This window comes from Anabaena sp. UHCC 0187, assembly GCF_009712035.1.
Classification (GTDB): domain Bacteria; phylum Cyanobacteriota; class Cyanobacteriia; order Cyanobacteriales; family Nostocaceae; genus Dolichospermum.
Genome location: NZ_VILB01000003.1, coordinates 127,280 through 139,635, shown reverse-complemented (window position 1 = coordinate 139,635; position 12,356 = coordinate 127,280). Strand labels below are relative to the sequence as shown.

Genomic DNA, 12,356 nt, shown 5'->3' with positions numbered 1-12,356 from the left:
GACAACTGACAACCGACAACTGACAAATCATGTTAAGTCCTAGAAGAACTAAATTCCGCAAACAACAACGCGGACGCATGGAAGGTCTTGCCACCCGTGGAAGTACCCTCAACTTTGGGGATTTTGGACTCCAAGCCCAAGAACCATCTTGGATTACCTCACGGCAAATCGAGGCTTCCCGTCGGGCAATGACTCGTTATATTCGCCGGGGTGGCAAAATCTGGATTCGGATTTTCCCTGACAAACCAATCACCATGCGTCCTGCTGAAACCCGGATGGGTTCTGGTAAGGGTAACCCAGAGTTTTGGGTAGCCGTAGTCAAACCAGGCCGGATCATGTTTGAAATTGGCGGCGTTACTGAAGAAATTGCCCGCGAAGCTATGCGGTTGGCTGACGCTAAGTTGCCAATTAAGACCAAATTTATTGCCCGCTCTCAACCACAGGAGCAGGAGTAGTTTATGCCTCTTCCCAAGATTTCAGAAGCTAGAGAATTAAATGACGAACGGCTGTCTGAGGAAATTGTCGCTGTGAAAAGACAACTATTCCAGTTGCGCTTACAAAAAGCCACTAGACAATTAGAAAAGCCTCACCAGTTCAAACACGCACGCCATCGCCTCTCCCAATTACTAACAGTAGAAGGAGAACGGAAACGGGCAGCGAGTCTTTCAGACCAAGAACAAAAGTAGGAGATTATGGCAGTCAAAGAACGAGTTGGCTTGGTAGTGAGCGATAAAATGCAAAAAACTGTGGTAGTAGCCATAGAAAACCGCGCTCCTCACCCCAAGTACGGCAAAATCGTAGTTCAAACCCGCCGCTATAAAGTTCACGACGAAGAGAATACTTGCAAAATAGGCGACCGGGTGCGGATTCAGGAAACTAGACCCCTGAGCAAAACCAAGCGTTGGCAAGTCAAAGAAATCCTGAACATTAAAGCTACTTAGTAAACAGTTGTACCATCAGCTACAACGACCCTAAAAGAGAGACCAGTTGTGATTCAACCCCAATCTTATCTGAATGTCGCAGATAATAGCGGTGCTAAAAAACTAATGTGCATCCGCGTATTAGGTGCAGGTAACCGCCGTTATGGTGGCGTAGGCGATAGAATTATCGCTGTTGTCAAAGAGTCTTCACCCAACATGGCTGTAAAAAAGTCAGATGTTGTAGAAGCAGTAATTGTCCGTACTCGTAAAGCTATTAGTCGTGACAGTGGCATGGCTATCCGTTTTGACGATAACGCCGCAGTGATTATCAATAAAGAAGGTAATCCTAGAGGTACACGGGTATTTGGTCCCGTAGCTCGTGAACTGCGCGACAAAAACTTTACTAAAATTGTTTCTCTGGCTCCGGAGGTGCTGTAATGGCAAAGCGCCCACAACCCAAAGTTTTTCATAAAATGCACGTCAAAACCGGTGATACTGTGCAAGTCATCGCTGGCAAAGATAAAGGTAAAGTTGGAGAAGTGATTAAAGCACTACCACAACTGAGTAAAGTGCTTGTCAAAGGTGTTAACTTTAAAACCAAGCACGTGAAACCTCAACAAGAAGGTGAATCAGGGCAAATAGTCACCCAGGAGTACCCCATTCATAGCTCCAATGTGATGCTCTATTCCACCAAGCAAAACGTCGCTAGTCGTGTTTGCTACACTTTCACAGCCGAAGGCAAGAAAGTGAGAATGCTCAAAAAAACAGGTGAAATTCTTAACAATTAAAAAGTAAAAATTAAGAATTAAAAAATTGAAATTGTTGATTTTTAATTTTTAATTTGTCATTTTTAATTAGAGCGAAGCGATCCCTGACCAAGCCCAGGGGATATAAGGACAAACACTATGGCGAAAACACGACTCAAAACCGTATATCAAGAGACAATTACTCCCAAATTGATTACTCAGTTTGAATACACCAACGTGCATCAAGTGCCGAAGGTGATTAAGATAACTATAAACAGAGGTTTGGGAGAATCTGCTCAAAACGCTAAATCACTAGAGGCATCTTTAAGCGAAATTGCCCTGATTACTGGACAAAAACCTGTGGTAACACGGGCAAAGAAAGCGATCGCCGGCTTTAAAATTCGTCAAGGTATGCCCGTAGGGATTATGGTGACACTAAGAGGCGAACGGATGTACGCTTTCTTAGATCGTCTGATTAACCTCACACTGCCCAGAATCAGAGACTTTCGTGGTATCAGCCCCAAAAGCTTTGATGGCCGTGGCAACTACACTCTGGGTGTGCGCGAACAGCTAATTTTTCCAGAAGTCGAATACGACAGAATCGATCAAGTCCGGGGTTTAGATATTTCTATCATTACCACGGCAAAAACCGACGAAGAGGGCCGCGCCTTACTTAAGGAAATGGGAATGCCCTTTCGCGATCAATAAGTTCATCTAAAGAGGGAACGATGGCGGCTAACGACACAATTGCAGATATGCTGACGCGCATCCGCAATGCCAATATGGCGAGGCATCAAACTACGCAAGTACCAGCTACAAAAATGACTCTTAGTATTGCTAAGGTGCTGCGGGAAGAAGGCTTTATTGCGGAAGTTGAAGAAGCAGGAGAAGGAATCAAGCGTAACCTAGTAATTTCCCTGAAATACAAAGGTAAAAATCGCCAACCCTTAATCACTGCCCTAAAGCGAGTGAGTAAACCAGGTTTACGTGTTTACTCCAACAAAAAAGAATTACCAAGAGTGCTAGGCGGTATCGGTATTGCCATTATTTCTACATCCAGTGGGATTATGACTGACCGCGAAGCACGTCGCCAAAATCTAGGCGGTGAAGTGCTTTGCCACGTTTGGTAGTCGTCATTGGTCATTGGTCATTGGTCAGTGGCAAAACAACGAACAACTGACAACTGACAAAAAACAACTGACAAAGAACAAAAAATCATGTCTCGTATTGGTAAACGTCCAATTACCATTCCCGCCAAAGTGCAAGTGGCGATTGATGGTGTCAAAGTAGTGGTGAAAGGTCCTAAAGGCGAACTTTCCCGTCAACTACCTAACAATGTCATACTCTCCTTAGACGGAGAAACATTGCTAGTTACTCGTCGTGATGAAACCCGCACCTCCAGACAAATGCACGGTTTGAGCCGCACCTTGGTGGCTAACATGGTGGAGGGAGTATCTCAGGGTTTTCAACGTCGCTTGGAAATCCAAGGGGTTGGTTATCGCGCCCAACTTCAAGGCAGTAACCTAGTTTTAAATATGGGTTATAGCCATCAAGTTCAAATTGAACCCCCAGCAGGAATTCAGTTTGCAGTAGAAGGGACTACTAATGTCATAGTCAGCGGTTATGACAAAGAAATTGTCGGCAACACAGCAGCTAAAATTCGTGCCGTCCGTCCACCTGAACCTTACAAAGGTAAAGGTATTCGCTATGCAGGTGAAGTGGTCAGACGCAAAGCTGGTAAGACTGGTAAGGGTGGTAAGAAGTAAATATGAAACTTACACGCAAAGAATCAAAACAACGTCGTCATCGGCGCGTTCGTGGCAAAGTCAACGGTTCCCCAGAACGTCCACGCTTGGCTATATTCCGATCTAATGAGCATATTTATGCTCAAGTAATTGATGATGCCAAGCAGGAAACTATAGTAGCCGCATCCACTGTAGAACCAGAATTGAAATCTAACATAGCTTCTGGCGCTAACTGTGACGCATCAGTGCAAGTTGGTAAATTGGTAGCTGTCCGCGCCCTAGAAAAAGGGATCACTAAGGTCGTTTTTGACCGTGGTGGCAACCTTTATCATGGTCGCGTTAAAGCCCTGGCCGAGGCGGCACGCGAGGCTGGTTTAGAATTCTAAGTCCGTCAGTAGTCAATAGTCAGTAGCAACTGACAACTGACAACTGACAACTGACAACTGACAACTAAAAGAGAGCATTGATTATGGTAACCGGTCGTCGTAAAGCAAGCCGTACAAAAAAAGAAGAAACCACCTGGCAAGAGCGAGTTATCCAAATCCGCCGGGTGAGTAAAGTCGTCAAAGGTGGTAAAAAACTCAGCTTCCGTGCCATTGTCGTCGTCGGTAATGAACGTGGACAAGTTGGAGTCGGAGTTGGTAAGGCATCAGATGTAATTGGTGCAGTAAAAAAAGGTGTCGCTGATGGTAAAAAACATCTCATTGACATTCCTATCACTAAATCCAATTCCATTCCTCACCCCATTGACGGTGTTGGTGGCGGGGCTAAAGTCATGATGCGCCCAGCCGCACCAGGTACAGGGGTAATTGCCGGGGGTGCGGTACGGACTGTATTAGAGTTAGCAGGAATACGCAATATTCTGGCTAAACAACTAGGTTCAAATAACCCTTTGAATAATGCTAGAGCCGCAGTAAACGCTCTATCTACCCTGCGGACATTAAGTGAAGTTGCTGAAGATCGCGGTATCGCCATTGAGAAACTCTATATTTAGTCACCCTTTGTATCAGATTCTCAATCTAAAATCCAAAATCTAAAATCTAAAATCACAAACCAAAATGAGACTTAATGATGTTAAGCCCCAAAAAGGCTCTAAAAAACGCCGTAAGCGTGTAGGTAGAGGTATTTCTGCTGGACAAGGTGCTAGTGCTGGTTTAGGGATGCGTGGTCAAAAATCCCGTTCTGGTAGTGGGACAAGACCAGGTTTTGAAGGTGGTCAACAGCCATTGTACCGCCGGATACCTAAACTGAAGGGTTTCCCCCTGATGAACCGGAGAATCTACACTACGATTAATGTAGAGAAATTAAATGATTTACCTGCTAACTCAGAAGTAACATTGGAATCTTTAAAAGCGGCGGGTATCTTAACCACTGTTAAAGGTGAATTGAAAATTTTGGGTAATGGGGAATTGAATGTTCCTCTTCAGGTAAAAGCTGCTGCTTTCACAGGCCAAGCTCGGATCAAAATTGAAGCTGCTGGTGGAAGTTGTGAAGCTGTATAAAAGTCTGAACTATGATTTTTATGATTAAGATGATTTATATGATTAGGATGATGAATGTGATTTTGATAATCATCTTCATCAAATAAATCACAAAAATCACAATTCAGACGACTTAATCATCTTCATCACATGAATCACGTAAATCATAGTTAGGACTTCAAAGGGAAAACTCTATGATCAGTCGAGACAAAGCCCCAACGGCTCAAGAAACTTTTATGCAGATGGCGCAAGCAGCCGGACTGAGAGGTAGGCTGCTTGTCACTGTCGGTATTTTAATTTTGGTTCGCCTGGGTATCTTTTTACCTGTCCCAGGAATTGATAGACCTAAGTTTGCTGAAGCTATATCGGGCAACAATTCCATCTTTGGTTTATTGGATATATTCTCTGGGCGGGGACTCTCTACTTTGGGTGTCTTTGCCTTGGGGATTTTGCCCTTTATTAATGCGTCCATTATTATCCAATTACTCACTTCTGCTCTGCCATCTTTAGAAAATTTACAGAAAAATGAAGGCGAAGCAGGTAGGCGGAAAATATCACAAATTACCCGCTATGTGACTGTAGTTTGGGCAATTATTCAAAGTGTGGCTTTTTCGGCATTATTTCTCCAACAATTTGCCAAAACACCAGGTCCGATATTCGTGGCAGAAACGGCAATAGCTCTCACTGCTGGTTCAATGTTCGTAATGTGGGCATCGGAACTGATTACAGAACGCGGTATCGGTAATGGTGCATCTTTGTTGATTTTTGTCAACATTGTGGCATCTTTACCCAAGTCTCTCGGCGATACCATTGACTTGGTACAAGTTGGTGGACGGGAAATAGTCGGGCGCGTCATCGTGCTTGTAGTGGTTTTTATGTTCACAATCGTGGGTATTGTGTTCGTACAGGAAGGAATGCGCCGCATCCCCATTATTTCTGCCCGTCGTCAAGTAGGCAGAAGAGTTTTAGCAGAACAGCGTAGTTATTTACCCCTACGTCTCAACTCTGGTGGGGTAATGCCGATTATTTTCGCAGCCGCAATCCTGAGTTTGCCACTTTTAGTCGCCAATTTCACTAAAAATCCCGAATTAGCAAACATCGTTAATACCTATTTAAGTCCTGGTGGTTCTGCACCTTGGGTATATGCCCTCGTTTACTTAACTTCCATTGTTTTTTTCAGCTACTTCTATTCTTCGTTGATTCTCAACCCAGTAGATGTGGCTCAGAATTTGAAAAAAATGGGTTCTAGTATTCCCGGTATTCGTCCCGGAAAAGCTACTAGTGAGTATATTGAACGGGTGACAAACCGACTCACTTTTTTAGGAGCTATCTTTCTAGGTTTAGTGGCAATTATTCCCACAGCCGTAGAAAGTGCTTTGAAAGTACCAACCTTTAAGGGGCTGGGTGCAACATCTTTGTTAATTTTAGTCGGTGTGGCAATTGATACGGCTAAACAAATCCAAACTTACGTTATCTCTCAGCGTTATGAAGGAATGGTGAAACAATAGTGACGCGATTAATCTTCTTGGGACCACCGGGTGCTGGTAAAGGAACTCAAGCTCAAACCTTGGCTGCATTTTTGCAGATTCCCCATATTTCTACAGGTGACATTTTACGTCAAGCTATTCAAGAGAAAACAAATTTGGGAATGCAAGCCCAAAGTTTCATGGATAAAGGCGAATTAGTCCCCGACAAATTAGTAGAAGATATGGTTAAGGAACGCCTGCAACAACCAGATACTAAAACAGGTTGGATTTTAGACGGCTTTCCTCGTAAAGTTACACAAGCAGAGTTTCTAGCAGAATTACTTAAAAGTCTAGGACAGGGTGGTGAAAAGGTAGTTAATCTGGATGCACCAGATGAAACTGTCATTACTCGGTTACTAGGACGCGGACGAAAAGATGATACTGAAGAAGTAATTCGTCGGCGCTTAGAAGTTTACCGCGATGAAACTGCACCTTTAATTAACTATTACAGCGATCGCCAAAAACTCCTAACAGTCAACGGTAATCAGTCCCAAGAAGAAGTTTTTACTGATTTGAAAAATATCATAGCTGCTTAAAGAAACTCAGGGGTAGCGGTCTATGTCGGCAGAGAGAAAAAACCAAATTTTCCCTTGCCTTTATTACCTCACCCCTATCTTCCAAGCCAGGCGCAAGTCAATTTTAGCTAAGATATATTAATAAACTGTTGATATTTTCTCTAATTGTGTTCTTGATGCCCATGGTACAAGGACAATAGGAGATTGTTGAGTTGAGGAAAAAACTTGTCTAAGCAAGATCTAATCGAAATGGAAGGGACTGTCACCGAATCGTTGCCTAATGCAATGTTTCGTGTTGACTTAGATAACGGCTTTAATGTCCTGGCACACATTTCTGGGAAAATTCGCCGTAATTACATCAAGATTTTACCTGGCGATCGCGTCAAAGTTGAATTAACACCCTACGACTTAACCAAAGGTAGAATCACCTATCGCCTGCGGAAGAAATAAAATCTATCTAGAGAATCTTACCATACATAAATCAATTGGTCTTTTTCTAGTTACATAACTGAAATATTTCTTCTAGAAATGCTATAATTTACTATTTGGAGTCAATTTTAAAAGGCATGAAAGTCAGAGCCTCAGTTAAGAAAATTTGTGAAAAGTGCAGCGTGATCAAGCGTCGTGGTCGCGTTATGGTGATTTGTGAAAATCCCAAACACAAACAACGCCAGGGATAGAAATTATCTATCAAAGCAAAGTTTAAACCGCGACAATTAACCGGCTAAAGCCACACTATCGCGCTTTGCGAACTGCAACTACGAAAACAATAGGGAGAGATTCATTGTGGCACGGATTTCCGGAGTAGACCTTCCCCGCGATAAGCGGATTGAAATTGGTCTAACATACATTTACGGAATTGGCTTAACTAGATCACATCAAATTCTCGCAGCTACTGGCGTAAACCCAGATACCCGCGTAAAAGACCTGTCTGATGCTGATGTAGCTGCCCTGAGAGGAGAAATCGAAAGCAACTATCAGGTTGAAGGAGATTTACGCCGTCTAGAAGGACTAAATATTAAACGTTTAGTTGACATTGGCTGTTACAGAGGTCGGAGACACCGCATGGGCTTACCAGTGCGTGGACAAAGAACCCGTACCAACGCTAGAACCAGACGCGGTAGAAGACAGACAGTGGCTGGTAAGAAGAAAGCCCCTGGCAAATAATTTTTCTAAACTTGCTAATTGCCGCAAGTTGTACCTTAAATTCACTAAAGAAATATGGCCAGACAACCAACGAAAAAATCCGGGAGCAAAAAGCAGAAACGGAACGTACCCAATGGGGTTGCCTACATTCAGTCTACCTTCAACAATAGCATTGTCACGATTACCGATCAAAATGGAGATGTTATCTCCTGGGCAAGTGCTGGTTCTAGTGGATTTAAAGGGGCAAAAAAGGGAACTCCCTTTGCTGCACAAACCGCTGCTGAAAGTGCAGCTAGACGAGCCACAGACCAAGGAATGCGGCAAATTGAAGTTATGGTAAGTGGTCCCGGTGCAGGTAGAGAAACCGCTATTCGGGCCCTTCAAGGTGCAGGATTGGAAATTACACTCATTCGTGATATTACCCCAATTCCTCATAACGGTTGCCGTCCACCCAAGCGCCGTCGAGTTTAAACAGAACCTATTGGGTCATCCAGCCAAAAGCTAGAACCCTTGGGAAATCGTCAATAATGCCCTCTGTGGCTTTTAATTTTGAACTATTTTCCCCAAGCGAATACTTGTTGAATTTAAACGCGTGGGGTAAATAAGTTCGCTTTCAAGAAAATTCGAGAGGCAATTAAATTTGTCTTCTAGCAGCACCTTAACAAGGGAGGCTACTCCGTGGCGCAGTTTCAAATTGAATGTGTAGAGTCTAATGCTGAAGAAAGTCGGAGCTATTACAGTAAATTCGTTCTAGAACCCCTAGAGCGTGGTCAAGGGACAACTGTTGGCAACGCGTTGCGGCGGGTTTTACTTTCTAATTTAGAAGGGACATCAGTGACAGCAGTGAGAATTGCTGGTGTTAGTCATGAGTTTGCGACAGTTCCAGGGGTAAGAGAAGACGTGCTGGAAATCCTCATGCGAATGAAGGATGTAATTCTCAAGAACTATTCTTCTCAACCCCAAATTGGTCGGTTACTCGTGAATGGACCGGCAACAGTTACTGTGGCACATTTCGATTTACCTAGTGAAGTAGAAGTGATTGACCCGACCCAGTATATCGCCACCATTGCTGAAGGTGGAAAACTGGAAATGGAATTTCGGATTGAGCGAGGCAAGGGCTACCGAACTGTAGAACGAGGCAGAGAAGAAGCCACATCTTTGGATTTTCTCCAAATTGACTCAGTGTTTATGCCCGTGCGGAAAGTCAACTATAGTGTTGAAGAAGCCCGTGGCGATGGTTCTTTGAAAGACCGACTACTGTTGGAAGTATGGACTAATGGTAGTATTTCTCCTCAAGAGGCGCTATCATCTGCTGCTGGAATTTTGGTAGATTTATTCAACCCATTGAAAGATATCTCCTTAGAACCAACGGATACAGGTTCAGATATCCCAGATGATCCCACCGCGCAAATTCCCATTGAAGAGTTGCAGTTATCTGTCAGAGCTTATAACTGTCTAAAACGCGCTCAAGTAAACTCCGTAGCTGATTTATTGGATTATACCCAAGAAGACCTTTTGGAAATCAAAAACTTTGGTCAAAAGTCAGCGGAAGAAGTAGTGGAAGCTTTACAGCGTCGCTTAGGTATTACTTTACCTCAAGAAAGAAGCTCTAAGCCTAGCTAAATCAAAACCTCATAAATGAAACTTCATTAGTGCATTGTTATGCGTCATCGTTGCCGAGTCAAAAAACTTAGTAAACCAGCGGATCAACGTAAAGCTCTTCTCAGAGCTTTGACAACAGAGTTGGTACGTCATGGTCGAATTACGACAACTTTAATCAGAGCTAAAGTTGTCCGCAGTGAAGTAGATAAAATGATTACCCTAGCTAAAGATGGCTCTTTAGCTTCACGTCGGAAAGCATTAGGTTATATCTACGACACAGCCCTGGTTCATGCACTATTCGAGCAAGCTCCTACTCGGTATGCTAACCGTCAAGGTGGTTATACTCGCATTCTGCATACCGTCCCCCGTCGCGGTGATCATGCTGAAATGGCGATTATTGAACTAGTTTAAAGTTATTGGCAAGAGGGAACAGGGAACAGGAAACAGGGAACAGAGGAGAATATCCACTGACAACTGACCACTGACAACTGACCACTGACCACTGACTAAATTATGTTAGAAAGCCGCCAGCAAGCCACTCAGCGAGTAGCCTTAGTCATTCAGTATGTAGGTACTCATTTTCACGGCTGGCAACGACAAAAAGGACAGCGCACTGTCCAAGAAGAGATAGAAACAGCTATAGCCACTGTTCTAGGGTATCATGTGACACTCCACGGAGCAGGTAGAACTGATTCTGGAGTCCATGCTGCCGCTCAAGTAGCCCATTTTCAAGCTACAACTTTAATTCCTGCTCACAGGTGGGCAAAAGTTCTCAATGGCTATTTGCCCCCAGGGATATTAATCAGGGCATCAGCAGGTGTAAGTGAAAGTTGGCACGCTCGTTTTAGCGCAGTTTACCGACGATACCGCTACACTATCTATACTGAAGATTTACCGAATTTATTCGTACAACCTTTCAGTTGGCATTATTATTATGCTCCTTTAGATGAAGCCTTAATTACATCTGCCCTGAAACCGCTGCTGGGAAAACACCATTTATCTGCTTTTGAACGGGCTGGTTCAGCGCGATCGCATTCCTGGGTAGAAGTGCAAGCAGTAGAATGTCGTCGTAGTGGATCATTCATCCATATTGAAATTCAGGCTAATGGATTTTTATATGGCATGGTGCGGCTATTAATCGGAATGGTAGTACAAGTAGGTTCTGGTCAGCGGACTCTAGATGACTTCACCGAAATCTGGCAACAAGAACGCCGGGAAGAAGTGAAATATTCTGCACCTGCTCACGGGTTATGCTTGTTGAGAGTCGGTTATCCCGATTTTCCCTTTCCGCCAAAAATCTGGTATGACACCCAACCATACCTAGTCATGGGTCATGAAAATTGACAACTGACAACTAACAACTGACAACTGACAACTGACAAACAAAATGACTAGTAAAACTTACCTTCCCCCTCAACAATCTATTGAGCGCGATTGGTACTTAGTAGACGCTACAGATAAACGTCTGGGTCGTCTGGCTACAGAAGTCGCCATGATTCTTAGAGGCAAAAAGAAACCTGAATTTACACCCCACTTAGATACAGGGGATTTTGTCATTATTATCAATGCTGAGAAAGTGGCAGTTACAGGTAAAAAGCGGACTCAAAAAGTTTATCGTCGTCATTCCGGCCGTCCCGGTGGAATGAAAACAGAAACTTTCGCTAAGTTGCAACAGCGCTTACCAGAAAGAATTCTTGAACACGCTATTAAAGGTATGTTACCTAAAAATAGTTTGGGTAAGCAGTTATTTACCAAACTGAAAGTGTATGCAGGGCCAACCCACCCGCATGAAGCACAACAACCCAAAGAAATCACAATTAGTACAATTCCTGGAGAAAACTAATGCAGGTAGCAGAAATTAACAGCGGTCGTGCCGTTTACTGGGGTACTGGTCGCCGTAAAGCCTCAGTTGCTAGAGTTCGTCTAGTTCCCGGTGAAGGGAAAATGACTGTTAATGGTAAAGATGGAGATTTGTATTTCCAATTCAATCCTAACTACTTGGGAGCTATCAAAGCACCTTTGGAAACCTTGGGATTAGAAAGCGAATATGACATCTTGGTAAAAGCTGAAGGTGGTGGCTTAACTGGACAGGCTGATTCTATTCGTCTAGGAGTTGCTCGCGCTTTGTGTCAACTCGACCCAGATAACCGTTCACCTTTGAAAACCGAAGGCTATTTAACTCGTGACCCACGAGCTAAAGAACGGAAGAAATACGGTTTGCACAAAGCCCGCAAAGCTCCTCAATACTCCAAACGTTAAGATAGGAATCAGGAGTCAGGAGTCAGGAGTCAGGAGGAAAAAGAAAGAGGGAAGAAGGAAGGAAGAAAACTTTTACCTAATCCCAATCCCCAGTCTCCAGTCCCCAATCCCCAGTCCCAATTTATATAGATTCGCAACAAAAAACAATGGCTAAACCTGATATTCATCCCAAATGGTATCCAGACGCTAAAGTCTACTGTAATGGTCAAGTTATTATGACCATTGGTGCTACCAAACCCGAATTACACGTAGATGTTTGGTCTGGAAATCACCCCTTTTACACTGGTACTCAGAAAATGATTGATACTGAAGGCCGTGTAGAACGCTTCCTCCGTAAATATGGTATGTCCAGCACTCAAACTGAAACTCAAACTGAAGACGATAATCAAAAGTAGCTGGTTGGCTGTAGCTGTTGA

The 12,356-nt window shown here is 43.6% G+C and carries 23 protein-coding genes; all 23 read left to right on the top strand.

Annotated elements, in window-relative coordinates:
* The first annotated feature begins 29 nt into the window (after nt 1-29).
* Complete coding sequence (gene rplP, locus FJR11_RS03180; RefSeq protein WP_168502275.1) at nt 30-455, top strand: 50S ribosomal protein L16; 426 nt, start codon at nt 30-32, stop codon at nt 453-455.
* Nucleotides 456-458: 3 nt separating this feature from the next.
* Nucleotides 459-686, top strand: a complete 228-nt coding sequence (rpmC, locus tag FJR11_RS03175; RefSeq protein WP_168502274.1) for a 50S ribosomal protein L29 — start codon at nt 459-461, stop codon at nt 684-686.
* 6 nt (nt 687-692) lie between these two features.
* Nucleotides 693-941, top strand: coding sequence for a 30S ribosomal protein S17 (rpsQ, locus tag FJR11_RS03170; protein WP_015079204.1), 249 nt, complete (start codon nt 693-695; stop codon nt 939-941).
* A gap of 48 nt (nt 942-989) precedes the next feature.
* The gene (rplN, locus tag FJR11_RS03165) at nt 990-1,358 is read left to right on the top strand and encodes a 50S ribosomal protein L14 (RefSeq protein WP_015079203.1); all 369 of its coding nucleotides are present in this window, start codon (nt 990-992) and stop codon (nt 1,356-1,358) included.
* Nucleotides 1,358-1,708: a 50S ribosomal protein L24 gene (gene rplX / locus FJR11_RS03160; protein WP_168502273.1), complete on the top strand. Its 351-nt coding sequence runs from the start codon at nt 1,358-1,360 to the stop codon at nt 1,706-1,708. The genes rplN and rplX overlap by 1 nt, the downstream gene beginning before the upstream one ends.
* 117 nt (nt 1,709-1,825) lie before the next feature.
* Nucleotides 1,826-2,374, top strand: coding sequence for a 50S ribosomal protein L5 (gene rplE / locus FJR11_RS03155; RefSeq protein ID WP_168502272.1), 549 nt, complete (start codon nt 1,826-1,828; stop codon nt 2,372-2,374).
* 20 nt (nt 2,375-2,394) lie between these two features.
* The gene (gene rpsH, locus FJR11_RS03150) at nt 2,395-2,796 is read left to right on the top strand and encodes a 30S ribosomal protein S8 (protein ID WP_168502271.1); all 402 of its coding nucleotides are present in this window, start codon (nt 2,395-2,397) and stop codon (nt 2,794-2,796) included.
* Nucleotides 2,797-2,883: 87 nt separating this feature from the next.
* Complete coding sequence (gene rplF, locus FJR11_RS03145) at nt 2,884-3,432, top strand: 50S ribosomal protein L6 (protein ID WP_168502270.1); 549 nt, start codon at nt 2,884-2,886, stop codon at nt 3,430-3,432.
* Nucleotides 3,433-3,434: 2 nt separating this feature from the next.
* The gene (gene rplR / locus FJR11_RS03140; protein WP_168502269.1) at nt 3,435-3,797 is read left to right on the top strand and encodes a 50S ribosomal protein L18; all 363 of its coding nucleotides are present in this window, start codon (nt 3,435-3,437) and stop codon (nt 3,795-3,797) included.
* Nucleotides 3,798-3,880: 83 nt separating this feature from the next.
* Entirely contained in the window at nt 3,881-4,405 is a 525-nt protein-coding gene (rpsE, locus tag FJR11_RS03135) for a 30S ribosomal protein S5 (RefSeq protein ID WP_148762875.1), read from the top strand.
* 64 nt (nt 4,406-4,469) lie between these two features.
* Complete coding sequence (gene rplO, locus FJR11_RS03130) at nt 4,470-4,913, top strand: 50S ribosomal protein L15 (RefSeq protein WP_168502268.1); 444 nt, start codon at nt 4,470-4,472, stop codon at nt 4,911-4,913.
* Nucleotides 4,914-5,086: 173 nt separating this feature from the next.
* Complete coding sequence (gene secY, locus FJR11_RS03125; protein ID WP_168502267.1) at nt 5,087-6,400, top strand: preprotein translocase subunit SecY; 1,314 nt, start codon at nt 5,087-5,089, stop codon at nt 6,398-6,400.
* Entirely contained in the window at nt 6,400-6,954 is a 555-nt protein-coding gene (locus FJR11_RS03120) for an adenylate kinase (RefSeq protein WP_168502266.1), read from the top strand. The genes secY and FJR11_RS03120 overlap by 1 nt, the downstream gene beginning before the upstream one ends.
* A gap of 204 nt (nt 6,955-7,158) precedes the next feature.
* On the top strand, nt 7,159-7,383 hold the full coding sequence (infA, locus tag FJR11_RS03115; RefSeq protein WP_006276978.1) for a translation initiation factor IF-1: 225 nt from the start codon (nt 7,159-7,161) through the stop codon (nt 7,381-7,383).
* Between the two features lie 116 nt (nt 7,384-7,499).
* Entirely contained in the window at nt 7,500-7,613 is a 114-nt protein-coding gene (gene rpmJ / locus FJR11_RS03110; protein WP_015079193.1) for a 50S ribosomal protein L36, read from the top strand.
* 106 nt (nt 7,614-7,719) lie between these two features.
* Nucleotides 7,720-8,100: a 30S ribosomal protein S13 gene (gene rpsM, locus FJR11_RS03105; protein WP_168502265.1), complete on the top strand. Its 381-nt coding sequence runs from the start codon at nt 7,720-7,722 to the stop codon at nt 8,098-8,100.
* A 54-nt stretch (nt 8,101-8,154) separates the two neighbouring features.
* Entirely contained in the window at nt 8,155-8,550 is a 396-nt protein-coding gene (gene rpsK / locus FJR11_RS03100) for a 30S ribosomal protein S11 (protein WP_015079191.1), read from the top strand.
* 207 nt (nt 8,551-8,757) lie between these two features.
* On the top strand, nt 8,758-9,702 hold the full coding sequence (locus FJR11_RS03095) for a DNA-directed RNA polymerase subunit alpha (protein ID WP_168502264.1): 945 nt from the start codon (nt 8,758-8,760) through the stop codon (nt 9,700-9,702).
* Between the two features lie 39 nt (nt 9,703-9,741).
* Nucleotides 9,742-10,092, top strand: coding sequence for a 50S ribosomal protein L17 (gene rplQ / locus FJR11_RS03090; protein ID WP_039201057.1), 351 nt, complete (start codon nt 9,742-9,744; stop codon nt 10,090-10,092).
* 102 nt (nt 10,093-10,194) lie between these two features.
* Nucleotides 10,195-11,025: a tRNA pseudouridine(38-40) synthase TruA gene (gene truA, locus FJR11_RS03085; protein ID WP_168502263.1), complete on the top strand. Its 831-nt coding sequence runs from the start codon at nt 10,195-10,197 to the stop codon at nt 11,023-11,025.
* 43 nt (nt 11,026-11,068) lie between these two features.
* Nucleotides 11,069-11,524, top strand: a complete 456-nt coding sequence (gene rplM / locus FJR11_RS03080; protein WP_168502262.1) for a 50S ribosomal protein L13 — start codon at nt 11,069-11,071, stop codon at nt 11,522-11,524.
* Entirely contained in the window at nt 11,524-11,940 is a 417-nt protein-coding gene (gene rpsI, locus FJR11_RS03075) for a 30S ribosomal protein S9 (protein ID WP_168502261.1), read from the top strand. The genes rplM and rpsI overlap by 1 nt, the downstream gene beginning before the upstream one ends.
* A 146-nt stretch (nt 11,941-12,086) precedes the next feature.
* Entirely contained in the window at nt 12,087-12,335 is a 249-nt protein-coding gene (gene rpmE / locus FJR11_RS03070) for a 50S ribosomal protein L31 (protein WP_168502260.1), read from the top strand.
* Nucleotides 12,336-12,356: the final 21 nt, after the last annotated feature.